Annotated in this window: 20 protein-coding genes and 1 other RNA gene; 15 read left to right on the top strand and 6 right to left on the bottom strand. The window is 42.8% G+C overall.

Translation table 11 applies throughout. The annotated features are described in order from the left end of the window. Positions 1-19: 19 nt before the first annotated feature. Together rsbRC and V6D41_RS19425 are read right to left on the bottom strand one after the other, a co-directional pair. Positions 20-868 (bottom strand): RsbT co-antagonist RsbRC, encoded by an 849-nt coding sequence (gene rsbRC, locus V6D41_RS19420; protein ID WP_148961583.1) that lies wholly within the window; start codon positions 866-868, stop codon positions 20-22. A gap of 15 nt (positions 869-883) precedes the next feature. Next, positions 884-2,242 (bottom strand): MATE family efflux transporter, encoded by a 1,359-nt coding sequence (locus V6D41_RS19425; protein WP_333519363.1) that lies wholly within the window; start codon positions 2,240-2,242, stop codon positions 884-886. 275 nt (positions 2,243-2,517) lie between these two features. On the opposite strand from V6D41_RS19425, the gene cdaS reads away from it, so the two are divergent. From cdaS to odhB, 8 genes are all read left to right on the top strand, one after another. Continuing rightward, positions 2,518-3,132 (top strand): sporulation-specific diadenylate cyclase CdaS, encoded by a 615-nt coding sequence (gene cdaS, locus V6D41_RS19430; protein WP_148961585.1) that lies wholly within the window; start codon positions 2,518-2,520, stop codon positions 3,130-3,132. A 234-nt stretch (positions 3,133-3,366) separates the two neighbouring features. Further along, entirely contained in the window at positions 3,367-4,584 is a 1,218-nt protein-coding gene (locus V6D41_RS19435; RefSeq protein WP_333519364.1) for a macrolide family glycosyltransferase, read from the top strand. A gap of 391 nt (positions 4,585-4,975) precedes the next feature. Beyond that, positions 4,976-6,211: a C40 family peptidase gene (locus V6D41_RS19440; protein WP_333519365.1), complete on the top strand. Its 1,236-nt coding sequence runs from the start codon at positions 4,976-4,978 to the stop codon at positions 6,209-6,211. A gap of 93 nt (positions 6,212-6,304) precedes the next feature. After that, positions 6,305-6,895, top strand: coding sequence for a superoxide dismutase family protein (locus V6D41_RS19445; RefSeq protein ID WP_333519366.1), 591 nt, complete (start codon positions 6,305-6,307; stop codon positions 6,893-6,895). A gap of 63 nt (positions 6,896-6,958) precedes the next feature. Next, on the top strand, positions 6,959-7,873 hold the full coding sequence (locus V6D41_RS19450; RefSeq protein ID WP_333519367.1) for a MoxR family ATPase: 915 nt from the start codon (positions 6,959-6,961) through the stop codon (positions 7,871-7,873). A gap of 10 nt (positions 7,874-7,883) precedes the next feature. Continuing rightward, complete coding sequence (locus V6D41_RS19455) at positions 7,884-9,800, top strand: vWA domain-containing protein (protein ID WP_333519368.1); 1,917 nt, start codon at positions 7,884-7,886, stop codon at positions 9,798-9,800. 228 nt (positions 9,801-10,028) lie between these two features. Further along, on the top strand, positions 10,029-12,863 hold the full coding sequence (gene sucA / locus V6D41_RS19460) for a 2-oxoglutarate dehydrogenase E1 component (protein WP_333519369.1): 2,835 nt from the start codon (positions 10,029-10,031) through the stop codon (positions 12,861-12,863). Between the two features lie 15 nt (positions 12,864-12,878). Beyond that, a complete protein-coding gene (gene odhB / locus V6D41_RS19465; protein ID WP_333519370.1) occupies positions 12,879-14,123 on the top strand; it encodes a 2-oxoglutarate dehydrogenase complex dihydrolipoyllysine-residue succinyltransferase in 1,245 nt (414 codons plus the stop codon). 49 nt (positions 14,124-14,172) lie between these two features. On the opposite strand, the gene V6D41_RS19470 is transcribed toward odhB, so the two are convergent. After that, positions 14,173-15,135 (bottom strand): bile acid:sodium symporter family protein, encoded by a 963-nt coding sequence (locus tag V6D41_RS19470; protein WP_333519371.1) that lies wholly within the window; start codon positions 15,133-15,135, stop codon positions 14,173-14,175. Between the two features lie 232 nt (positions 15,136-15,367). Here V6D41_RS19470 and V6D41_RS19475 point away from each other — a divergent pair, with 232 nt between their 5' ends. Then, on the top strand, positions 15,368-16,705 hold the full coding sequence (locus V6D41_RS19475; protein WP_333519372.1) for a sodium-dependent transporter: 1,338 nt from the start codon (positions 15,368-15,370) through the stop codon (positions 16,703-16,705). A 33-nt stretch (positions 16,706-16,738) separates the two neighbouring features. Here the strand turns inward: V6D41_RS19475 and V6D41_RS19480 are convergent, their stop codons facing one another. From V6D41_RS19480 to dhaS, 3 genes are all read right to left on the bottom strand, one after another. Beyond that, a complete protein-coding gene (locus V6D41_RS19480) occupies positions 16,739-17,584 on the bottom strand; it encodes a superoxide dismutase (RefSeq protein WP_333519373.1) in 846 nt (281 codons plus the stop codon). Further along, positions 17,574-19,472, bottom strand: a complete 1,899-nt coding sequence (locus tag V6D41_RS19485) for a terpene cyclase/mutase family protein (RefSeq protein ID WP_333519374.1) — start codon at positions 19,470-19,472, stop codon at positions 17,574-17,576. Before V6D41_RS19485 ends, V6D41_RS19480 begins: the two co-directional genes overlap by 11 nt. A gap of 101 nt (positions 19,473-19,573) precedes the next feature. After that, entirely contained in the window at positions 19,574-21,061 is a 1,488-nt protein-coding gene (dhaS, locus tag V6D41_RS19490) for an aldehyde dehydrogenase DhaS (protein ID WP_333519375.1), read from the bottom strand. Between the two features lie 230 nt (positions 21,062-21,291). Between dhaS and V6D41_RS19495 the strand changes: the two genes are divergently transcribed. From V6D41_RS19495 to recQ, 6 genes are all read left to right on the top strand, one after another. Beyond that, complete coding sequence (locus tag V6D41_RS19495) at positions 21,292-21,495, top strand: DUF6501 family protein (RefSeq protein ID WP_333519376.1); 204 nt, start codon at positions 21,292-21,294, stop codon at positions 21,493-21,495. A gap of 350 nt (positions 21,496-21,845) precedes the next feature. Continuing rightward, positions 21,846-22,190, top strand: a complete 345-nt coding sequence (locus V6D41_RS19500; RefSeq protein ID WP_003220141.1) for a PH domain-containing protein — start codon at positions 21,846-21,848, stop codon at positions 22,188-22,190. A gap of 218 nt (positions 22,191-22,408) precedes the next feature. Continuing rightward, positions 22,409-22,900, top strand: a complete 492-nt coding sequence (locus tag V6D41_RS19505; RefSeq protein WP_333519377.1) for a TraR/DksA family transcriptional regulator — start codon at positions 22,409-22,411, stop codon at positions 22,898-22,900. A gap of 150 nt (positions 22,901-23,050) precedes the next feature. Then, a complete protein-coding gene (gene azoJ / locus V6D41_RS19510; RefSeq protein WP_333519378.1) occupies positions 23,051-23,677 on the top strand; it encodes an FMN-dependent NADH-azoreductase AzoJ in 627 nt (208 codons plus the stop codon). A 229-nt stretch (positions 23,678-23,906) separates the two neighbouring features. After that, positions 23,907-24,093: non-coding RNA, 6S RNA (ssrS, locus tag V6D41_RS19515), on the top strand. A 142-nt stretch (positions 24,094-24,235) separates the two neighbouring features. After that, positions 24,236-26,011 (top strand): DNA helicase RecQ, encoded by a 1,776-nt coding sequence (gene recQ, locus V6D41_RS19520; protein ID WP_333519379.1) that lies wholly within the window; start codon positions 24,236-24,238, stop codon positions 26,009-26,011. Positions 26,012-26,054: the final 43 nt, after the last annotated feature.

Genomic DNA, 26,054 nt, shown 5'->3' on the forward strand with positions numbered 1-26,054 from the left:
AGGTATAAGGCCTTAAGCCTTATACCTTTTTTAGTTTTAAGTCCGATGCAATCGCTGAAGCGAGGGTTGATCTCAAAGAAATATCTTCGAAAGACAAACCTAGCTGAACCGCGGTTTGCGCAATTTCCGGACGGATTCCCGACAAAGTTGATGAAACGCCGATTAAGCGCAGCGCCTCAATCAGACTGAACAGCTGGTGGGCAACCATTGTATCAATAACAGCTACCCCCGATAAATCAATATACAGCTGCGTCACCTTTTTCTCCGCACATTGATGCAGGGTGTTTTCCATAATCAGTTTTGCGCGGACAGTATCAATATCTCCGATTAAAGGCAGGAGCCCGACGCTGTGAAACAGCACGATGACCGGCGCGCTCAATTCAGTAATCATGTCTTTTTGAGCCTGAAGCTGGAGGCTTGTGTTTTTGTACATTTCTTCTATAAAAATATGAATGACAAGATCGAACGCTTTTATTAGGGAGTGATACAGTTCTTCGGCCTCTTCGCCTTTCACAGTGTCCTGATTGATATGGACAAATTCTTTCACATAGGAAACATATAAATCTCTCACTCTGACAAACTCTCGGATAATATAGTGGATAGGAGTCTTTAAATGCTCTTGATCCTGTGTTACTTCAAAAGCCCATTCTTTCAGTATAGGCAGGTACACCTCTTCATCATCTACAAAAATACGGTTTATCTTATAGTTGAAGGCAAGATTCTGGCTCTTTAATTTCTGAATGACATCAGGGTCTGCTGATGCATATATGGAGTTTGGATCAGTCTCCTCAATGGTTTCATACCACATTGAACTGATGGTTTCCGCATGCTGAGAAAGATATTCGTATAATTTCATGTTTTTTGCCATGTATGATCACCTCTTTTAAATGTAATGTTTTTGCGAATAACGTTTTTGCAGGTTAACCAGCCTGAAAAACAGTCCAACTGCTCCGGCGGCGAGTCCTGCAATTAACCCGATCCAATAGCCGAATGCACCAAGGCTTGTAAATGTACCGATAGTATAACCGACAGGTAGGCCAATGACCCAGTAAGAAACAAAAGCGGCCGCAAGCGTATAATTCACATCTTTATACCCTCTGAGCGCCCCCTGGATCGGTGCGGCCACAGCATCGGAAAGCTGAAAAAACAGCGCATAAATTAAAAAGTGCTGTGTCAGCCGGAGTACATCGGGGTCAGACGTGTACAAGCCGGCAATTTGCTCTCTGAATAAAAGGATACAGGCTGCAGTCAATAAAGAAAAGCCGATCGCCATCATGATGCCGATCAAGCTATATGAGCGTGCATCCTTAAAACGGGTTGCGCCGGCTTCAAAGCCGACAACAATCGTTAAAGCCATGGACACGCTGAGCGGCAGCATATATAAAAGCGAAGCAAAGTTCATGGCTGCCTGGTGGGACGCGATGGTCACTGTATGGAAATGGCTCATCAGAAGCGTGACAGCTGCGAAGATGCTTGTTTCAAAAAACACGGCGAATCCAATAGGCAGACCGATTTTGAGCAGATTTTTGCATGCTTTCCAAGAGAATGTATACATAGTAAGGAAAACTCCATATTCGGAAAACGGCGCGGTTTTATGAATAATGAAGAAGCTGATGATGCAGATACACCAATATGTAAGCGCGGACGCTAGTCCGGCGCCGGCGCCCCCAAGTGCCGGCAGCCCGAATTTCCCGAAGATGAATATGTAATTCAATACAAAATTGATCGGAAGAGAACTGAGTGTAATCATCATTGTGACTCTTGTTTTCCCTAATGAGTCAATGAATGATCTCAAAACGGTGTAAACAAATAAAGGGAGAATCCCCAGCGATAAAAAGCCTAAAAAATGTTTGGCAACCTCATGCACTTGAGCCTCAAGGTGTAATCGGCCAAGAATAAGGTCAACTGCAGCATACCCAATCGCTAAAACGGCGATGCTAAGAAGCGCAGCCACATATACAGCCTGTAAAACAGTAAAAGGAATCTTCTGTTTTTTTTCAGCGCCTAATAACTGAGCGACAATCGGAGTGACCGCCATTAAAATACCTGCAAGTCCTGTATAAACAGGGGTCCAAAAACTTGAGCCAATGGCGACGCCGGCTAAATCAGCGGGGCTGACTTTCCCTGACATCACCGTATCTAAAAAAGTCATAAGAGAAAGCCCCGCCTGGGTAATGAATATCGGAATGAAAATGTGCAAAAGCTGTTTGGTCTTTTGCCGGGCGTTTAGAGTTTCTTTCATACATTGATCTCCGTTTCTTTTTCATAACGAGAGAAATTATAACATTTTATGTATAAAAAGCAATGAACGCCGGACCTATTCTTTTTTTGTCGGCTTCGTTTTTCTAAACATTTGGGCATAAATAAAAGAAAGCGAAATCACGCCTAAAAAGGTGCAAATATACTGAATGATTCTTTCGATTTCCATTCTTTACATCCCTCCTTTACCAATAGAATGTGCATCAATAAGATAAGCATGCGTGAAATGGTGGAAATTTGAAAAGGAGATGAAGGTCTATGCGTTATGAACACATGCCGGAAAATGCATTTAAGGGAAAAATACAAGTATACTTAGAGGAAATATTAGTTGAAGCGTCGCTCATTTTGAAAACACTTCACGAAAAAGATCAGTGCCTTCTTTGTGAATTGGATGAATTGGGACACATTTTTCAGGATATGCAGGGCATCGCATCATCCTTTTATTTGCAATCATACATTGAGCAATTTACGCCGGCATTTATCGAGCTGGCCAAGGCGATTAAAGCCTTATCGGAACATAAGCATGGTGCTTTAATTGTCATTGAAAGAGCGGACCCGGTTGAACATTTTATTCAAAAAGGAACTTCCCTTTATGCAGAGATCAGCGCTTCCTTAATTGAGAGTATCTTTTATCCCGGAAATCCTCTTCATGACGGCGCTTTATTAGTGAGGGAAAACAAACTTGTGTCAGCAGCTAATGTGCTCCCGCTGACAACAAAGGAAGTGGATGTCCATCTGGGAACCAGGCACCGCGCGGCTCTTGGAATGTCGGGGTATACGGATGCGCTTGTGCTCGTTGTTTCAGAAGAGACAGGGAAGATGTCGTTTGCCAAAGACGGTGTATTATATCCGTTAATTTCGCCAAGAACGTAAAATAAATAAAAGGGCCTGATGATGCATCGTATCGTGAGTCAATAGGACTGAATTCGGACCTTTTTTAAAGCATTCACTTCAAGCTGAATGCTTTTTTCTTGAAGGTAGAAAATATAAACTGGTAGAAAAGTTATATATGATTAATATTAATCAGGTTAAACACTTTACCTGATTTTGTATTTGTAGTAACGTATAAAAAATATGATACACATTTTAAAGGAAGGGTGTTGCCGCATGGCTAATGTATTAATGATCGGTTTTCCCGGTGAAGGGCATATAAATCCGTCTATCGGTGTAATGAAGGAGCTGAAATCCCGGGGAGAACATATCACTTACTATGCAGTGAATGAATACAAAGAAAAAATTGCGGCGCTTGATGTTGAGTTTCGTGAGTACCATGATTTTCGGGAAGATTACTTCGGAAAAAACGCAACCGGAGATGAAGGAAGAGATTTCACAGAAATGAGCTGCGCCTTTTTGAAAGGCAGTATTGATATCGTCACTCATATTTATAATGAAGTCAAACATGAATCGTATGACTATGTCATATATGATCACCATCTTCTCGCCGGTAAAATCATTGCCAACCTGCTGAAGCTGCCAAAATTTTCATTGTGTACAACCTTTGCAATGAATGAGGAATTTGCTAAGCAAATGATGGGAGCGTACATGAAAGAGCCACTTGAAGATTCTCCTCATTATGAATCTTATCAGCAGCTTGCAGAAACATTAAATGCTGATTTTCAAGCAGAGATCAAGAAGCCATTTGACGTTTTTTTAGCAGATGGGGACTTGACAATTGTCTTCACATCAACGGAATTTCAGCCACTGGCTGAGCAATTTGGCGATCGTTATGAATTTGTCGGTCCTTCAATTACGGAAAGAGCCGGAAACAATGATTTCCCATTTTATCAGATTGACAATGAAAACGTGCTGTTAATTTCAATGGGAACCATTTTTAACAACCAAAAGCAGTTTTTTAATCAATGCCTTGAGGTATGTAAAGACTTTGACGGTAAAGTCGTGCTTTCCATCGGCAAGCATATTAAAACAAGTGAGTTAAACGACATTCCGAAGAATTTCATTGTACGCCCGTATGTCCCTCAGCTTGAGGTCCTGAAAAGAGCCAGTTTATTTGTGACTCACGGCGGAATGAACAGCACAAGTGAAGGTTTGTATTTTGAAACCCCGCTCGTTGTTATTCCGATGGGAGGAGACCAGCCTGTCGTCGCAAATCAAGTGGAAAAAGTCGGCGCAGGAAAAGTGCTGAAAAAAGAACAATTATCTGAAAACCTTCTGAAAGAAACGATTCAAGAAGTGATGAATAATCCTGTGTTTGCTGAAAAGGCAAAAGAAATTGGACAATCACTCAAAGCGGCAGGCGGTTCTAAAAAAGCGGCCGACAGTATTCTGGAATTTGTGAAACACAAAACGCAATCAGCTAACGCATAGTATAAAAAATCTGTTCTTATTAAAAGAACAGGCTTTTTATTTTTTCCTGAGAATGCAGAGGAAGGGATTTGACAAGCCGATAGAGAATTGATAGGAAAAACAGACAAGAAAGGAGGAAAATCTGCTCCATTCACCAATAGAAAACCATCATTTATACCCCTCGCTTAAATAGTTCCTTAGACTTTCGAAAAGCAGATGCAACTAAAGTAAAATATTAGGTGTTTGTTTGAAAGTGTAAAGGTCGAACGATGCTGAAATTGCTACCAATTGTTTGAAAAGGGTTTAACTTGTTTAACTTGCTGAAAAAGTGACGATAAAACTGATGTATGCCATTTTTGGAAAGAAAATACTAGCTGTTTTTTGCGCATAAACAGTTTAGGAGGTTGAATGAATGAAAAAGAAGATTGTAGCCGGCTTGGCTGTTTCCGCAGTTGTTGGGTCATCGATGGCCGCAGCACCCGCGGAAGCAAAAACGATTAAAGTGAAAAACGGTGACTCTCTTTGGAAACTTTCCCGCCAGTACGATACGACAATATCAGCTCTGAAATCCGAAAACAAATTGAAATCAACGGTGATTTATGCCGGACAAAGCCTTAAGATTCCTAAGAGCAGCAAGAAAAGCGCGACATCCCCATCAAACTCAAGCAAAACGTCAACATACACAGTTGCATATGGTGATTCGTTATGGATGATTGCTAAAAATCATAAAATGAGTGTTTCTGAGCTTAAAAGTGTAAACAGCCTGACAAGTGACCTGATTCGTCCCGGAGAAAAGCTTAAGATCAGAGGGACAAGCAGTTCAAGCGGCTCAAATGGATCGAAAAAAAACAGCGGTTCCAATTCTTCAGGCTCGTCAAAAAGTACATATACAGTTAAGCTTGGTGACTCACTGTGGAAAATCGCTAACAGCTTACATATGACAGTAGCTGAATTGAAAACATTAAATGGCTTAACATCAGATACGCTGTACCCTAAACAGGTACTCAAAATAAAAGGGAGCAGCTCGCCCAAGAGCGGAAACAGCGGTTCCAAGAAACCGTCAAATTCCAATTCTTCAAAAACAGCTACATACAAGGTGAAAGCAGGCGATTCGCTGTGGAAAATCGCGAATCAGCTCGGAGTTACGGTGCAAAGCATCCGTGAAAAAAACCATTTATCATCTGATGTCTTGCAAATCGGACAGGTTCTGACGATTTCGGGAACATCAAAATCTAACAATTCAAATCATACAGCGCCAAAAGACAACTCGGGATCAAACATTCAAATAGGGTCGAAGATTGACAGAATGATAACAGAAGCGAAAAAATATGTCGGGGTGCCATACCGATGGGGCGGAAACACGCCTGCCGGTTTTGATTGCAGCGGTTATATTTATTACCTCATTAATAAAGTATCATCGGTATCAAGATTAAGTACGGCAGGGTATTGGAATGTGATGCAACAAGTCAGCCAGCCGTCAGTAGGGGATTTTGTCTTCTTTACCACATATAAATCCGGTCCTTCTCATATGGGGATTTATCTGGGCGGCGGAGACTTTATTCATGCAAGCTCATCGGGCGTCGACATTTCCAATCTCAGCAATTCATATTGGAAACAGCGCTACTTGGGCGCAAGAAGCTATTTTTAAAAATGAGTATGACAAAAAGCCTTTTTATAGGCTTTTTTGTTTAGATCAGACAATGATTGACCACACTGTTAGAAAAAACAAGGGGGAGACAGTATGCACCGTCTCTTGCTGTTTATGATGCTGACGGCACTGGGAGTTGCGGGATGCGGACAAAAAAATCCTCAGGACCCTCCTAAGCGGGTGCCGGAAAAAGAAGTGATTGAAACGTCAGCGTTTGGTCATCATGTCCAGCTGGTTAATCGAGAAGGCAAAGCAGTCGGTTTTATAGAAATCAAAGAATCAGATGACGAAGGACTCGATATTCACATTTCCGCAAACAGCCTGCGCCCCGGCGCTTCACTCGGTTTTCATATTCATGAGAAAGGTTCATGTGTCAGGCCAGATTTTGAATCAGCGGGAGGCCACTTTAATCCGCTGAACAAAGAACACGGCTTCAACAATCCGATGGGGTATCATGCCGGAGATCTGCCGAACCTTGAAGTCGGTGCCGATGGAAAAGTAGATGTCATTATGAATGCGCCGGACACCTCACTGAAAAATGGAAGTAAGCTAAATATTCTCGATCATGATGGGAGTGCATTTATTATTCATGAACATGCCGACGATTATTTGACGAATCCAAGCGGAAATTCAGGTGCGCGTATCGTCTGCGGAGCCCTTTCCGGCCATAACGAGAAACAGTAAAATCATCCAAGCCCTTTTGTATTGAGCATACAGGGGCTTTTTTAGTATACTCGTTAATGGAATATGAATAGGAAAGGGAACCTGACTATGACAACTCAATTACAGCACTTAACATTGCCGGAAGAGATACAAAAAAAGCTTTTACTATATAAAGACCAGCCGATTTCTCCAGAGTTTCAGTCGCTCATCGGGACGTCAGGCTATGAGGCGGAGGATGAAGCCATTTTATTCGACGCCATCATTGCATTAGCCATGGGGAAAAATGTCTTGCTGAAAGGGCCTACAGGCTCAGGGAAAACAAAGCTGGCAGAAACATTGTCCAGCTATTTTCAAAAACCGATGCACAGTGTCAACTGTTCAGTGGACTTGGACGCTGAAGCCTTAGTCGGGTATAAAACGATTGAAAATCAATCTGGCCAGGCAACGATCGAGTTTGTTTCTGGGCCTGTCACAAAAGCCATGAAAGAAGGCCATTTTCTGTATATAGATGAAATCAATATGGCAAAGCCCGAAACACTGCCCATATTAAACGGTGTATTAGATTACAGAAAAATGATGACAAATCCGTTTACGGGCGAGGTCATACGGGCTAAAGGCGGCTTCGGAGTCATTGCAGCCATCAATGAAGGCTATGTTGGAACTGTTCCGCTGAATGAAGCTTTGAAAAACCGTTTTGTCATCATTGACGTTCCTTATATTAAAGGCGACCTGCTGAAACAAGTGCTCACGTCTCAGTCAGCCCTGAAAGATGAGAAGTTGATTGACCGGTTTATCACGCTTTCCTCTGACCTGATCGTCCAGGCCAATAACGGACAGGTATCTGAAGAAGCTGCATCCATCAGAGCGTTAATTGATACATGTGATTTAGCCGCTTATATTCCGCCGCGTCGCGCCATTGAACGGGGAATTGTAGAGAAGCTTGATGATGACCGGGAAAAGGCGGCCGTCCGAAATATCGCAGAAACTCTGTTTGAATGAGGGAGCTGCGATGAAATTTATCAAATTTAACGACAGCACAATTGATTCGTTTTTATTTATGATGCTCACTGATTTGGCCAAAACACTCACCAAGAGTGAAGCGGTAGAAGTGGAGTATGGCGTCCAGTCGTATTACAATCCATTTGAAAAGAAAATTTATATGAGTCATTTTTGGAAAGACAGGGCAGCTGAGGACATGGAAGCGGGTCTGAAAAGCGACGTCTACCTGCGTTCGGTCGGAACGAGATATAGCTCGCTGCAAGAGTTTGCGAATTTTTTGGATGATATTCATCGGCATCTGACGTTCAAAAGCTTTGCTAAGCAGCTGTTTATGCTGCTTGAGGACATCAGAATTGAAGAATGCATCAAACACGAGCGTCCGGGTACGAAACATGTATTTGCAAAGCGAAAAGATATGTACAGAAAACACTTCTCCACCCAGCTGACCTTGAATTTGGAACGAAGCATTTTTACGGATGCCCTCTTTTGCGCGATCTATGTCAAGCTAACGGCGGAATCACCGCTCGAAACCCTTCCGTTCATGCGTGAAGATATCGATCTGATGCGCCCGTTTATTGAACAGCAGCTCCTGCGCGTGTATGAAGCAGATTCGACACGGCAGGTTATGAAAATTGTTGAAAACCTCATGGACGGGCTTGAAGAGGTGCTCGATAAAGACATGTTGAACACCTACTTCTTTTTGCCTGAGCTTGATTACGCAATAGCTGCAGAACAACCGTTATTTGCGGAAGAGAAAAAAGCGCCTAAGCTGAGTGATGACATCACGCTTCCGAAAAAGTCAAACGGTGATGAGGATATTCATGAAGAAGAAATGCCGACGTGGCACCGGGAAACAGAAGCCCCATCTAAAAGCTTCCTTCAATTTGATATTGAACATGGCGCTAAATCAGATTTAGGAAAAGATGCTTCAAGAGAAGGCGACGATGGAGATCAAGCCCTTGGATCTGTCCAAGGATCAGCCAGACAAACAAAACGGAAAGACTATTCCCAGCTGGAAGCGCTGGAGTCCCAGCAAGACCAGCCGAACGGAGCGGGCATGGCTGACGGCAAAGAAAATAAATACGCATTTCCGATTTACAAAGAACCGCTGCCGGCAACCAGTGAAGAAGGGATTTCTTATAAACAGCAGGCAAAAACGATTGAATCGTATCAAAAGCGTTTGAAACAAATGATTCAAAAAACGCTGGAGCATAAAAAAACATTGCCGAGAACAGACCTTCATGCCGGAAGGCTAAATAATAAGCTTCTCCGTTACTTTACTGAGCGAAATCCGCGTCTTTTCTACAAAAAGCAAGAACCTTCTTCAGAAATTGACGCAGTTTTCACGTTGTTGGTCGACTGTTCAGCCAGCATGTTCGACAAAATGGACGAGACAAAGCGGGGAATCGTGCTGTTTCACGAAGCGTTAAAATCCGTAGCGGTTCCGCATCAGATTGTCGGTTTTTGGGAGGACACAAATGATGCGTCTGAAACAAGCCAGCCAAACTATTTCAATACGGTTATTCCGTTTCAAACATCATTAAGACAAGAGGCAGGGCCGGCAATTTTGCAGCTTGAGCCTGAGGAAGATAACCGTGACGGCTATGCGATCCGGCAGATGACGAAAAAAATGCTGCAGCGCAGCGAGTCTCAAAAGTTCTTGATTGTTTTCTCAGATGGAGAGCCGGCCGCGTTTGGCTATGAACAAAACGGAATTGTCGATACTAGTGAAGCGGTGATTGAAGCGCGAAAAAGAGGGATAGAAGTCATAAATGTTTTTCTCTCCAACACAGAAATAGAAGAATCACAAATGAAGACCATTCAGGATATGTACGGAAAATTCAGTATATTTGTCCCCGATGTCGACCAGCTCCCGGATGTTCTGTATCCGCTGCTGAAAAAACTGCTCCATAAAAGCATAGGATAGCTCTTGATCCTATGCTTTTTGGTGTTTCTTTTTTTAAATGATTAAATTTTTGGTTTTTTATAAAGGATTTTTACTATTTTGTGAACAATCAAGGTAGAATCAAATTGCAAACAGTGGTAAAATATCGTTGGAAGCGTTTTTATTACATAATTTTGGACACAGCGTTCGAAAGTTATTTTAAGATAGTGAATCAATCACTTGATTATCTAAGTTGGGGGTAATATTCAAATGTTTCAAAATAGTATGAAACAACGAATGAATTGGGAAGATTTTTACGGTCCGAACCTCGGCTATGCGCTGGAGCTTTACGATCAGTATACCCAGGATCCGAACAGCATTGATCCGGATCTAAAGGAAATGTTCGACGAGCTTGGTGCTCCGCCAAACGATATAAAAGAGGCCTCGGGAACAGAAGAAAAGGGACGTGTTACAGCCGATCTGATTCAAAAGATCGCAGCCGCAGTCAGACTTGCAGAAGATATCCGAACCTATGGCCATTTAAACGCTTCCGTCAATCCGCTCAGAAAGGATGGGAAAAAGAGTGAACTCTTTCCATTATCTGATTACGGGCTAACAGAAGAGGAAATAAAAGCAATACCTGCGTTAGTGATTTGCAAAGACGCTCCTAAAAACATTACGAACGGTTTAGAAGCCATTCAATATTTACGAAATACGTATAAAAGAACCATCTCATTTGAATTTGACCATGTGCATGCCTTCAAAGAGCGCGAGTGGCTGACAAAGATGATTGAATCCGGTGAGCTGTTCCAGAAGAACTCAGCTGAAAAGCTGTCGGCTGTGCTGGAAAGACTGACAGAAGTAGAGGGTTTCGAGCAGTTTTTGCACCGCACATTCGTCGGACAGAAGCGCTTTTCCATTGAGGGTTTGGACGCTCTTGTTCCAGTGCTGGATGACATTATTGCACAATCTGTCAAATCAGGAACGACGAGTGTCAACATCGGGATGGCGCACAGGGGGCGCCTGAATGTCTTGGCACATGTGCTCGGTAAACCGTATGAAATCATTTTCTCCGAATTCCAGCATGCGCCGAACAAAGATCTTGTCCCGTCTGAGGGGTCAATCGGAATCAGCTACGGATGGACAGGCGATGTCAAATACCATCTGGGGGCGAATCGGGAGCTTCAAGACGCTGCAACAAAATCAGCGCGCATTACGTTAGCAAACAACCCGAGCCACTTGGAATTTATCAATCCGATTGTTGAAGGCAGCACAAGAGCGGCACAGGAAACGAGAACACAAAGCGGATACCCGGTGCAGGACGAAACAAAATCGCTTGCCATTTTAATTCATGGAGACGCAGCATTCCCTGGGGAAGGAATTGTCGCTGAAACATTGAATTTAAGCTCTTTAAAAGGGTATCAAGTAGGCGGTGCGATTCATATTATCGCCAATAACATGATCGGATTCACGACAGAAAGCGCTGAATCAAGATCAACAAAATATGCCAGTGACCTGGCGAAGGGCTATGAAATCCCAATTGTCCACGTTAATGCGGACGATCCTGAAGCCTGTCTTTCAGCTGTTAAGTTTGCGGTGGAATACCGAAAAACATTCAACAAGGACTTTCTGATTGACTTGATCGGGTACAGACGTTATGGGCACAACGAAATGGATGAGCCATCAACTACTCAGCCGATGCTGTATGATGCTGTCAGAAAACACCCGACTGTCAAACAAATTTTCGCCGAAAAGCTTGTGAATGAAGGCGTGCTTGACAATGATGTTGTACAAAACATCGAAAAATCAGTAACGAAGCGTATTGAGGATGCTTATCAGAAAGTGCCGGCTAAAAAGGAACAAACCGCCTGTGAGATTGAACTTCCAGAGCCTGTTTCAAACGGTTTTCCTGATGTGGACACATCCATTGATTTTGATGTGCTTCGCAAGCTGAATGGCGAATTGGTCAACTGGCCGGAGTCATTTAACGTTTTCGGCAAGCTTAAGCGCATTTTAGAAAGACGCGCCAAGGCGTTCGATGATGACAGAAAAGTGGAATGGTCTTTGGCTGAATCACTCGCGTTTGCTTCAATTTTGAAAGACGGAACACCGATTCGTTTAACAGGGCAGGATTCCGAGCGAGGAACGTTTGCCCAAAGAAACCTAGTGCTTCATGACAGTGAGACGGGTGAAGAGTTTGTGCCGCTTCATAACTTATCAGACTGTGGTACATCTTTTGCAGTTCATAACAGCCCGCTGTCTGAAGGATCGGTTCTCGGCTTTGAATACGGCTATAACGTGCATTCACCGGAGACGCTTGTATTATGGGAAGCGCAGTATGGAGATTTTGCCAACGCTGCTCAAGTGTATTTTGACCAATTCATTTCGGCCGGCCGCGCGAAATGGGGTCAAAAATCCGGATTAGTCATGCTGCTTCCGCACGGTTACGAAGGACAGGGGCCTGAGCACTCAAGCGGAAGAATCGAACGGTTCCTGCAGCTTGCCGCGGAAAACAACTGGACGGTTGCCAACCTGACAAGCGCCGGACAATATTTCCATATACTTAGAAGACAGGCTAAAATGCTGCTTCGTGAAGAAATCAGACCGCTCGTTATTATGACGCCGAAAAGCCTTCTTCGTAATCCGAATACAGTTTCCGAAGTGCAGGAGCTCAGCGAAAGCCGCTTCCAGCCTGTTTACGAACAGTCCGGACTTTCTCATGACTATGAAAAAGTAACCAGACTTGTATTATCCAGCGGTAAAGTGTCCATAGACATCAGCGACCATTTTAATAAGTTAGAAGACGGTAAAGAATGGCTTCACATTGCGAGAATTGAACAGCTGTATCCATTCCCGGCAAAAGGAGTCAAAGAATTACTTGCAAAACTTCCGAACCTGAAAGAAATCGTTTGGGTGCAGGAAGAACCGCAGAACATGGGGGCTTGGAGTTATATCAGCCCGTATTTGACAGAAATTGCACCAAAGGGAGTAAGCGTTCAATATATTGGACGAAGAAGACGATCCAGCCCTGCAGAGGGAGATCCGACAGTTCATAAAAAAGAACAGGAACGTATTGTATCTGATAGCTTGACTCGCAAAAACTAAGGGGGAAATGAAAAAATGGCGGAAATTAAGGTACCTGAATTAGCAGAATCAATCTCAGAAGGAACAATAGCCCAATGGTTAAAGCAGCCTGGTGATTATGTAGAACAGGGTGAATATCTGCTTGAACTAGAAACGGATAAAGTAAATGTTGAATTGACAGCAGAAGAATCGGGTGTACTTCAAGAGGTATTGAAAGATTCGGGTGATACCGTCCAGGTCGGAGAAATTATCGGTACGATTTCAGAAGGTGCGGGTGAAAGTTCTGCCCCTGCTCCTTCAGAGAAAGCTGAAAGCAAGGAAGAAGAGAAGCAGGCTGAACCGGCGGCGCAAGAGGTGAGCGAGGAAGCACAAACCGAAGCAAAGTCAAGAACGATCGCTTCTCCTTCAGCCCGTAAGCTGGCAAGAGAAAAAGGCATTGACCTGTCTCAGGTTCCAACGGGAGATCCGCTTGGAAGAGTGCGCAAGCAGGATGTCGAAGCGTACGAAAAACCGGCATCAAAACCGACTTCTCAGCAAAAACAGCAGCCTCAGGCTCAAAAAGCACAGCAAAGTTTTGACAAACCTGTCGATGTGCAAAAAATGTCACGCCGCAGACAAACGATTGCAAAACGCCTTGTAGAGGTACAGCAAACATCAGCAATGCTGACTACATTTAATGAAGTAGACATGACGGCTGTCATGAATCTCAGAAAACGCCGCAAAGATCAATTCTTTGAGCAAAATGAAGTGAAACTCGGCTTTATGTCTTTCTTCACCAAAGCGGTTGTCGCTGCGCTGAAAAAATATCCGCTGCTGAACGCGGAAATTCAAGGCGATGAGCTGCTCGTTAAGAAGTTCTATGATATCGGGATTGCTGTTGCGGCTAATGAAGGCCTTGTCGTTCCGGTTGTACGGGATGCGGACCGCCTGACATTTGCAGGAATCGAGAAAGAAATCGGCGAGCTTGCGAAAAAAGCAAGAAATAATAAATTGACCCTTAGCGAGCTTCAGGGCGGTTCCTTCACTATTACAAACGGTGGTACTTTCGGTTCACTGATGTCGACTCCGATTTTAAACAGCCCTCAAGTCGGTATACTGGGCATGCATAAGATTCAGCTGCGACCTGTCGCAATTGATGAAGAGCGTTTCGAAAACCGTCCGATGATGTATATCGCTTTATCTTACGATCACCGGATTGTAGACGGTAAAGAAGCGGTTGGTTTCCTAGTGACAATTAAAAATCTACTGGAAGATCCTGAACAGCTTTTATTAGAGGGATAATAAAAGAAGGTACATCACTTCATCGTGATGTACCTTTTTTGATCTGTATTTAAAGAGACAGATTGCTGCTAGATGCTGTTTGTTTCTTTTTCGCTTTTTTTGACCAGTACGTTGCAAGCATGGAACCTGAAAGGTTATGCCACACACTGAACATCGCGCTAGGTACGGCTGATAGCGGTGCGAAATGAGCCGTGGCAAGTGCCGCCCCAAGTCCTGAATTTTGCATGCCGACTTCGATTGCAATCGCTTTTTGAGATGGATAATCCATTTTTAACAGCTTTGCGCAAAGAAATCCAAGCGCATAACCGATACCGTTATGCAGAATGACAACTGAAAAAATGAGCAGCCCTGATTGAAGCAGATTTTCCCGGTTGCCGCTGACGACAGCTGAGACAATCGCAACGATGCCAATGACAGAAACAAGTGGAAGGGCATGTATGGTTTTTGCCACTTGTTTTCTGAAAAACATTTTGACGATCACGCCTGCAATGATCGGAAATAAAACAGCCTGCAAGATTGAAATAAACAAAGACCCCGGTGAGACAGGAAGCCACTCCTTGGCAAACAGCATAATCAAAACCGGTGTTAAAACAGGTGCCAACAAGGTGGAAATTGTTGTAACAGCAACAGAAAGGGCCGTATTTCCTTTTGCTAAAAAAGTCATGACATTAGAGGCTGTGCCGCCAGGACAGCAGCCGACAAGAATAACACCCACTGCGATTTCTGCTGGAAGATGCAGTCCAACTGCCAGGCCGAAAGCAATAAGTGGCATGATGGTATACTGTATAATCACCCCCACCATGACATGCCAAGGTTTTCTGAGCAGCTCTTTGAAATCATCGGCTTGCAGAGTAAGCCCCATTCCAAACATGATAATGCCAAGAAGAATCGTAATATAAGAACTGATCCATGTAAAAAAAGACGGGAAAGAAAATCCCAGCACGGCAAAAACAATGACCCATATGCCGAAGGTTTGTCCCGCGAAATGACTTACTTTTCTAATAATACCCATAAAAACACTCCTTACATATTGATCAAGAACTTCAGCAAAAATTCCGGACGGATTTTTAAGCATCCTCTAATTATAATTACTTTTCTGAATAATTCAATATCAGTAGTTAAAATGTCATTTTATAGATGACTATAAATATATTATGTAAACTAATGAAAATGTTCTTGACTATATAGGAAGATATTCTTACAATGAATCTTTATAATGGTTTGATAAAATTAGGAGTGATAGGGTGAAGGAAGCGAATCAATGGTCTTCGAAGCTCGGCTTTATTTTGGCCGCGGCAGGATCAGCTATCGGGCTTGGCGCGATATGGAAATTTCCATATGTAGCGGGAACCGGCGGAGGAGGCGCATTTTTACTTATTTTTATTTTATTTACGGTTTTAATCGGACTGCCTTTATTGTTTGGTGAATTCATCATAGGCAGAAAAACACAGAAAGATGCCGTTCAATCCTATAAAACACTTGCTCCGGGAACGAAGTGGCATTGGATCGGTTATTTAGGCATGGCGACGTGTTTTATTCTTTTATCTTTCTACAGCGTCGTCGGCGGGTGGATTTTAATTTATATTACAAAAGGCTTCACTGGCGGATTATCGCAAACATCTGGTTTTGATACGATATTTGCAAGTACAATTTCAAATCCTTATTTAGCTGTAGGAGGCCAGCTGCTCTTTATGGTGATCACCATTTTAGTTGTTGCCAAAGGGGTAAGCAGCGGAATTGAAAAAGCCAGCCAAGTGTTAATGCCGGCGCTTTTTATATTATTTGTCATATTAATGGTGCGTTCCGTTACACTTGATGGCGCCATGGAAGGGCTCAAGTTTTTCCTGATGCCCGACATAACAGCAATTGACGCTAATACGATTTTATATGCGATGGGCCAATCCTTTTTCTTATTAAGTGTCGGCGTATCTGTCATGGTAACGTATAGCTCTTATTTAGAGAAACAGGAAAATCTTGTGCAATCTGCTGTATCAGTAACGGTATTGAACATGCTTGTTGCTGTAATGGCCGGAATTGCGATTTTTCCAGCTGTATTTTCATTCGGCCTCAAACCAGACCAAGGGCCGGTTTTGTTATTTAACGTGCTGCCGACTGTGTTTAATCAAATGCCGTTCGGAATTATCTTTTTATTAGCATTTTTAATTCTATTTTTATTCGCGGCACTGACATCCGCTTTTTCAATGCTGGAAATTTTGGTCGCAGTGCTTTCTAAAGGCGATGTCAATAAGAGAAAACGATTCGCTTGGTTAGGCGGAATTGCTATTTTTATTGTCGGTGTGCCGTCTGCACTATCATACGGTGTATTAAGTGACGTTACTATTTTTAACTTGTCCATTTTTGATGCGGCCGACTATCTTGTGAGCAATATTTTAATGCCGTTAGGCGCGTTATTGATTTCTATATTTGTCCCGTTGAAAATACCGAAACAGGATTTGTTTGACGAGCTGAAAAGCGGTTCCAACCTTAAACGAAAGTGGTTTGCGGTTTGGCTGCTGCTCATTCGTTATCTATCTCCTGTTGCCATCATCATCGTATTTTTGCATGTGTTAGGCATTTTTTAAAACACGAAGCCCCCGGGAAAAAGGGGGCTTTTTTTAATAGAGTTTCCAAACGACTTCTTTTGCCTGTTCAAAACGTTTTTCTGCCTCACGCCAATCCACGACATTCCACCAGTGGTCGACATAGCTCGCGCGGTCATTTTTATATTGCAAATAGTAGGCATGTTCCCATACGTCAAGCGCTAAAAGAGGAATCACATCCCATTGGCTGAAGAGCTGGTGCTTTTCTGCCGTTAAAATCTCCAGCCGTCCCGATCGAGGCGCCCAGACCAGGATGGCCCAGCCAACACCCTCCACTTTTTTTGCGGCCTGAGTAAAATGTTCTTTAAAAGCGGAATAGCTTCCAAATGAAAGATCAATCATTTGGAACAATGCTCCTGTAGGACGCCGTTTTCCGTTTGGATGCATCGAAAACCAAAAAATACTGTGTAAATAATGGCCTGCTCCATGGAATGCAAGCTCTCTTTCCCAATGAGTGATCAAGTCATAATTCTTTGACGCTCTTGCTTTTTTAAGTTCTGTTTCTGCTTTATTCAGACCGTCAACATAGCTTTGGTGATGCTTCGTATGATGAAGGAACATAATGTCGCGTGAAATATAAGGTTCTAAGGCGGAATATTTGTACGGAAGCTTTGGAAGCACATGTTTCCCTATAGGGACATATGCGCGTCTTTCACTTGCATCCGCTGATTCTGTAATATCCCGATAAAGAGCAGCAGCCTGCTTATACCAATCTTCTTCTGTTGTTTGGTCATCTTCCAGTGCTGCTATCATCTTGTCGATTTGATCTTCAAACTGATCAAGCTCTCCTCGCTTTTGAATCTGGTCCTTAAGGGCTTCACACCAATTGAACATCTCTGTTTGATAAGATTCACGTTTCATTTATTGTCTCCTTTTCAATAGAATTCAAATATTTCCCGACAGCCAGCAAAGAGAATACATATGGATAACTGTGATAGCGGATATAAAATTGGTTTGGTAATCCGATCCCTGTTGGATACACCAGGTTATCGGCGCCATGAGAACTGCTGTCAGTAAGATATTGCATACCTTTCACCACAGATGGGTGTTCGGGGTTTTCGGATGTGAGCAAAGCGTCTAAAGCCCAGGCTGTCTGTACAATGGTTCCTCTATTATGCGGGACGTACGTTTTGACTTCGGCGCTTTTGCAGGATTCTCCCCAGCTGCCGTCATCTAGCTGTATGGATGTGAGCCAGCGCAGGGCCTTTTGTATAGCAGGGTGCTTCCGGTCAACCCCGCAGGCATGCAGACCTGTAAGAGCAGCCCATGTGCCGTATATGTAGCAAACACCCCATCTCCCGTACCATGACCCATTTTGTTCTTGGTGTTCGAAAAGCCAGTTCACTGCGCGCTGAATATGTTGATGTTTTTCTGTGAAGCCTGCTTTCTCGCCTAAAAAGTGCAACACACGTCCGGTAAGGTCGGCTGTTGAAGGGTCAACTGCCGCGTCCTCGGCGGATTCAAGCGGGAGAAGGCGGATCAGAGGATGGTTCACATTTTTCTCAAAAGCTGAAAATCCGCCGTCATTGTTTTGCATCGATAAAAGCCAAGACACTCCTCGCTCCCAAGCTGAAGGAGAATAACTGCGGGGAATCGCTTTTAATGCGGCTGCAGTGTCGTCACAGTCAGGATTGTTTGTATTGATGTTTGAAAATCCCCATCCGCCGGGATTTGCATCCGGATTTTTGACAGACCAATCCGCTACTTTGGTATGCTGGCGTTCTAGCAAAAAGGCAGCTGCTTTTATAATAGGGCCGTCTGTTTCGGCCACGCCGTTTTTTTGAAGGGCATAGCTGATCAGAGCAGTGTCCCAAACAGTGGAAGTAGAGTTTTCCAGATAAGGAATCCCGCTGCACTCTGTCACTAGCGATTTAAGGCCTTTCAATGCCTTTCTGATGACATAAGAGTGGCGCGACACACCAAGCGACAGAAGGCTGTAAACCATAAATATGGTTGCGCTCGCATAGCTGTATAATGTTCCGTCTTTTTCGATCCGGTCCAGCATGTATGTTTTAGCCGTCTGTAAGCCTAGCTGTTGAAAAGCAAAGGGTGCATGAAAAATACGTTTCCAATGTGACGAAATAGATGTGAGATCTCTTTCTTCAAAAGCATCAGATCGAAGCCAAGTGAAAGGGTTTTTTGTCATGTGCGGATCGAGATGGCGAAGAGATGGGATATTGCGGTTTTTAAGAACAAATCGCTGATTAAGTGTTACAGCCATAGGAGCAAAATGAATTCGGGCATAGGCGCTGAACTGATAGAAATGAACCGGTAATGTTGGGGGAAGTGCCATGAGCGATAATGGTAAATACAATACAGGCCAAGGATAGAGCCCGTTGGCGGCAAGCATCCATTTTGTCATGAAATGAACCTGCCTCAGTCCGCCATGGGCGATGATAAATTGTTCTGCTTTTCTCATGTGCGGGTCAGATCTGTGAAAACATCCTGAAGCCAGCATTCCGACATATCCTTGTACGGTAGCTGTTATATTTCCGTTCGTTTCATCGGGATAATTGATGAATGTGCCGTCGGGTTGCTGTTTTTCACGAATGCCGGCTGCAAGCGCTGATATCAGTTCTTTTTCATGGTCACCATCATCAAGTGAGGTGAGGAGCAAAATAAAAAAGGAATTTGTCATGATTGGTCCTTCAAAGCAAAATGTCCACGAACCGTCAGCATTTTGCCTGTCTTTTAACTCTGAAACGGTTTTCTTTTGAAAACGCCTCACTTTCTTCTGAAGTGTGCTCATCACGCTCAACTCCTTCAGAAGCATATATATTCAGCGTCTTTTGCCGCCATTACAGAAAGAAAAAAAACCGCTGGCTGGCAGCAGTTTTTTTGACATGCATGTTAGTCTTCGAGATTAATCCATACGCTTTTGACTTCTGTGTAGTTATCTAAGGCATATGATCCCATTTCTCGTCCGAGCCCTGACTGTTTATAACCGCCAAACGGAGACGCCGCGTCAAACACATTATAGCAGTTCACCCAGATGGTTCCGGCTTGAAGACGGTCCGCGATATAGTGGGCATGCTTGACGTTCTCTGTCCATAGTCCGGCCGCAAGTCCATATTCTGAATGATTCGCTCGGTCAATGACTTCATCGACTGTTTCATACGGAATCGCAGTCAGCACCGGTCCGAAAATTTCTTCTTTTGCGATCGTCATCTCGTCTTCAACATTCGCAAACACTGTCGGTGCGACAAAATACCCTTCTTCAAAAGGACAGCTTCCGCCAGTCACTGCTTTTGCTCCTTCGTCTTTTCCTTTTTGAATGTAGGAAAGAACCCGTTCGTGCTGTTCCTTGCTCACGAGAGGCCCGATTTGTGTATCCTTATGAAGTCCCGCTCCTTGGCGGAGTGATTCAGCATAGGACACCATCTCATCAATAACTTCATCATATTGGTCTTTATGAATGAAAACACGCGAGCCCGCACAGCAGACTTGGCCTTGGTTAAACATCACACCGTTTAAAGCGCCTGGGATGGCTTTTTTCAAATTGGCATCCGGCAGAAGAATATTAGGAGATTTTCCGCCCAGCTCCAATGTAACCCGCTTAATGCTTTTCGCGGCGGTGGCCATGATTTTCTTTCCGATTTCAGTGGAACCGGTAAAGGCAATTTTATCAACCGCCTCATGGTTCGTCAGCGTTTCTCCCGCATCTTCACCGAATCCCGGAATGATATTAATGACACCGTCCGGGAAGCCGGCTTGGTCAATTAATTCTGCCAAATAAAGAGCTGAAAGCGGTGTCTGTTCAGCCGGTTTGAGCACGATTGTACAGCCTGTCGCAAGAGCCGCACCCATTTTCCACATCGCCATCAGGAGCGGGAAATTCCATGGAATGATCTGGCCGACGACGCCGACAGGCTCATGGCGCGTATAATTAAAATAGGCGCCGGAAACCGGGATCGTCTGTCCTGTTATTTTTGTACACCAGCCTGCGTAATAGCGCATATGCTCAATAGCCAGCGGAATATCTCCATTCGTCGTTTCATTTATCGGTTTCCCGTTATCAAGCGTTTCAAGCTGAGCAAGCTCAGTTTTATGCTCTTCCATTAAGTCTGCCAGCTTATACATCAGTCTGCTTCTTGAAGCTGGAGACATGGTTCTCCATTCGCCTTGGTCAAAGGCTTTGCGGGCAGCTTTAACCGCTTTGTCTACATCCGCAGCCTGGGCTTCATACAGCGTCATCAAGGTTTCGCCGGTCGCCGGGTTGGGAGTGTCAAAGGTTGCCCCTGAGGCACTCGGAACAAACTTTCCGTCAATATAAAGCTTCTTTGTTCCCTGCAAAAATGTCTCCAGCCTTTTCGTCACTTGCATCGTTAAAGAACTCATTCGTAACAAACCTCCAGTCATTTTTTATGGTCTGTTTTGAGATTCTTGGTGATAGCACATGGATTCCTTGATTCAATAGCAGAAAGAAGATATGACATTTGCTGTAAGAGTAAGCGTATACAAACATTCTATAATAGAAAACAAGTCAAAATCAATGTATAACCGATATTGCAATTTACAAAAGAAAAAAGCTACAATAAGCTTATAGATCAGTAAAGGAGATTTCATTTATGATTCATAACAATTGGCTTGAAAAAGAAACAATCAAAAAGGTGAAATGTGTGCAGACAAACGCAAAAAAATATATCGTGAACCGCGTTTTAACTCCGGGAAAAGAATATGAAGTGAAAAATGAAACAGAGGAGTTTCTGTTTGTGATCGACAATACGAATAAAGTCGGCGGCTATTATAAAGAATACTTCGGAGAGGTTTAATGCCTGAATCCTTAAAATATGAGCAGAAAATTTTATGAAATATAAAACCGCAGTTGGGCTGCGGTTTTTTCTATGGTTAAAACAGGAAAAATAAAACAAATCCATGAAAACGTAAAAAACCAATTTTTCAAAAAATACTGCTGAATATTGAAACTTTTTTCTTTGTACGTGCGTATTACTTGATGTCAACAGCATAAAAGACGGAAAACAAATCAAAAATTTGAAAAATGTAATCTGTTCGTAATGGTTTAAACGTCTTCTATGTCGTATTCTTATATAGGGATAAAGGACTTATTTTTATGTAATGAATGTTAAAACAATTAGATAAATGCAGAAAGAGGGGTTCTTCATTGGGTATTTTTTCTGTTAGCAGATCAACAGACGCAAAGAAGCTTGAAGCTTTGCTTGTTGAAGGGGAAAGAATAGAATCGATTTATAAGCTCCGAGTTGATCAAATTTGCTTTACAAATAAACGGATCATTTTCTTTGACAATAAGATGTTTTCTAAAAAGAAGGTTCGTGTATTTCTCCCATATAAAACAATTGAAAGCTTTGCGATCCAAGAAGCGGGCATGTTTGACCCCGACACTGGATTATTGTTGATGACAAGAAGCAAAACCTTTGAATTAGAATTTGCAAAAGACACCGATTTAAGCGAAGTTCAAGCGGTGCTGACAAAGCACTTGTGCAGCTGAATATTTGATGAGCCAGCCGTTCAAAAATGGTTAGGCTTTTTTTATATAAAAACAGAGCAGAGTGCACATACTGTGTACCGCAAAAAGAGAATACCTGAAATATCATTACCGCCGGCGATTACGATTCATTCAAAAAAGCAGCAGCTCAACTTTCTATCAAAGTTCCCATGTTTGACAGGCGGCAAAACGGGAATCAGGATAGAAAGGAGAGGATACACATGGCACTCACAAAAGAACAAACACAGCATCTCTACCATAAATTGCTCGATATGCAAAAAGAATTGTCTGGCGAAAAAAAGGAAACAAAATCAATGACGGAAGAAGTGGGGGAGCTTTCCAATGGAATTGACAACCATATGGGAGATCACGGCACGCTCGTCACAGACCGGATGACAGACCAAACGGTGAGAGAAATTGACCGGGAGCTGTTGGAAGAGGTCAACCATGCGTTACAAAAAATGAAAGACGGAACGTACGGAGTTTGTGAAAAAACTGGCCAAGACATTCCTTATGAAAGGCTTGAAGCTGTTCCCTATGCAAGAATGACAGTTGAAGCTCAAGCTGATGCGGAGGATGATTTGGAGACTGATGCTACGTCATTTGAAAGAGAGTTTCACGAACAGATAAAAGATCTATCCAATGAAGAAACAGTTGATCAAAAAAGTTCTCAGACGTATGAAATTTTGGATCGGGAACAAGATTCGAAGTGAAAATGGCAAGCAAGTACACCGATAGTAGATGTACTTGCTTTTTTTTGGGGAAAAATCTCATATTTAAAATAAAGTGATTGACTTCTAGTGAAAAAGAAAGTAACATACTATTAGTAAGTAAATATAAAAAGTTTACCGGGAGGAATACAAATGTCTACAGTATTATTTGTAAAAACAAGCGACCGTACAGCTGAAGAAGGCGTTTCAACTAAACTTTACGAAGCTTTCTTAGCTGCTTATAAAGAAAACAACCCTGCGGATGAAGTGGTTGAATTAGATCTTCATAAAGAAAACCTTCCTTACCTTGGGAGAGATATGATTAACGGAACATTTAAAGCAGGTCAAGGAATAGAAATGACAGAAGAAGAGAAAAAACAAGCAGCAATTGCTGACAAATATCTGAATCAGTTTGTAAAAGCTGACAAAGTTGTTTTCGCATTCCCGCTTTGGAACTTCACAGTGCCGGCAGTGCTTCATACTTATGTTGATTACCTATCTCGTGCAGGCGTTACATTCAAATACACACAAGAAGGGCCAGTTGGTTTAATGGGCGGCAAAAAAGTTGCGCTTCTTAACGCGCGCGGCGGTGTGTACTCTGAAGGACCAATGGCTGCACTTGAAATGTCATTAAACTTCATGAAAACAGTTCTTGGTTTCTGGGGTGTTCAAGACTTGCACACAGTTGTCATCGAAGGACATAACGCAGCGCCTGATCAAGCACAAGAAATCGTTGAAAAAGGTTTACAAGAAGCAAAAGATCTTGCTGCAAAATTCTAATTATGCCAAAACTCCTATCGTTGCGATAGGAGTTTTTTGTTTATATATATATAGAAGAAAGTAATCATTCCTCTTAGCGAAAAAGGCTGTTTTTTTTATTGTAATATATTTTGTGTTTGTCAAATCGTCATATATAATAGCTAAAAAGCAGTTTTAATCGCTGGAAAAAGTTTTTCTGAACAATTGTTCTGGCCCCTTGATAAAAATCAGCTGATGGTGTACTATATAAAAGAAGCTACTTTGTGCGTATTGTTAATTAAGTTTTAACCTTTAAGCTGTAATAGGGAGTTTTATATCGAAGCCGGAATGTCACGCCTCCATTGTAGAGGACGACAGGAACGCTTCTGCAAACACCCACTTTGAGGAGTGGTGGTTTAAAACTTTCTTACTTGCATACGGCAAGACGTAGCGAAAGCCATTTCCTTTTTGGAAATGGCTTTTTATTTTTATCTAAAAAAGCTTGATATCGTGAAAATTCAGTTTCTGTTTGAAAGAAATGAAGAGCGCTTTTTTATGATATGATGGGAGAAATTCAAGAAAAAGCGAGGTTTACACGTTATGTTACATAGAGCCCAATCCCTTCTGGCCCATTATTTTGGCTATGAAAAGCTTCGCAGCGGCCAAGAGGAAGCGATCCGCTCGGTGACGGAAGCGAGGCAAAACACGGCCTGCATTATGCCGACGGGAGGAGGCAAATCGATTTGCTATCAAATTCCGGCCCTGATGTTTGAAGGGACAACGATCGTCATTTCGCCGTTGATTTCCTTGATGAAGGATCAAGTCGATGCGTTAGAAGAAGCGGGAATTAATGCTGCCTACATTAACAGCACACAATCCAATCAGGAAATATATGAGAGGCTGAACGGGCTCAAAGAAGGGGCTTATAAGCTTTTTTACATTACACCGGAGCGATTAACATCTACAGAGTTTATTCGGATTTTGCAGGGCATTGATGTTCCTTTAGTCGCAATAGATGAGGCTCACTGTATTTCTCAATGGGGACACGATTTCAGGCCAAGCTACAGAAATATTGAAATATTATTCAGAGAATTACATGACAAACCTGTCATCATAGCATTAACAGCAACGGCAACACCCGAAGTTCATGAGGATATCTGCAAACAGCTGCATATTCAAAAAGATCATACGGTATATACTGGATTTTCCCGAGACAATTTAACGTTTAAAGTAGCAAAAGGAGAAAATAAAGATCGTTTTATTGATGAATATGTGCAAAACAACAAACATGAAGCAGGCATTGTCTATACAGCGACCAGAAAAGAAGCTGATCGGATTTATGAGAAACTGAAACGAAATCAGATCAGTGCAGGACGGTATCACGGGGGCTTGGCTGACGATGTGAGAAAAGAGCAGCAGGAAAGTTTTCTTAATGATGAGCTGCAGGTTATGGTGGCAACCTCTGCTTTTGGAATGGGCATTGATAAATCCAATATTAGATTTGTTCTGCACGCCCAAATTCCGAAAGATATGGAAAGCTATTATCAAGAGGCTGGACGAGCTGGGCGGGACGGTCTTGAAAGTGAATGTGTTCTCCTGTTTTCACCGCAGGATATTATGGTACAGCGTTTTTTAATTGAACAATCAGAGCATGAAGAGAAACAAAAGCAGGATTTGAAAAAGCTGAGACAAATGGTCGACTATTGTCACACGGAAGATTGTCTGCAGCGTTTTATCCTTATGTATTTCGGAGAAAAGGAACCTGATGCGTGCGGACAGTGCGGAAACTGTACTGATACTAGGACGGCCCATGACGTGACACGAGAGGCGCAAATGGTCTTATCGTGTATCATTCGCATGAAAGAACGGTTTGGCAAAACGATGGTTGCACAGGTGCTGGCCGGATCTAGAAATAAAAAAGTTCTTGAAAACGGCTTTACCGATCTCTCAACATACGGGATATTAAAACACCAATCAGTAGGGGAAATCAGTGACTTTATCGAGTTTCTTATTTCTGACGATTTCATTAGGATGTCAGACGGAACGTTTCCAACTCTTTTAGTCAGCAGTAAAGGAAGGAATGTACTGAGAGGGGAATTATCAGTCACAAGAAAAGAAGCATTAAAAGCGGCAGCGATTACTGAAAATGATGAGCTGTTTGAGCGTCTGCGCATGGTTCGCAAAGATATTGCGGCAGAGCAGGGTGTTCCGCCTTTTGTTGTTTTCTCTGACCAAACGTTAAAAGAAATGTCGGGCAAACAGCCCGTAAATGACGAGGAACTTTTGTCTATAAAAGGAGTCGGAGAACAAAAAAGAGCAAAATACGGCCGGCTTTTTTTACAAGAAATACAAGCTTATGCAAGGGTGACAGACTAAAAAAACAGAAATTTAATCTTTTTTTCTATAAAAAACTCATTTT

The sequence above is a fragment of the Bacillus sp. 0102A genome, assembly GCF_036765155.1.
Lineage (GTDB): Bacteria > Bacillota > Bacilli > Bacillales > Bacillaceae > Bacillus > Bacillus subtilis_G.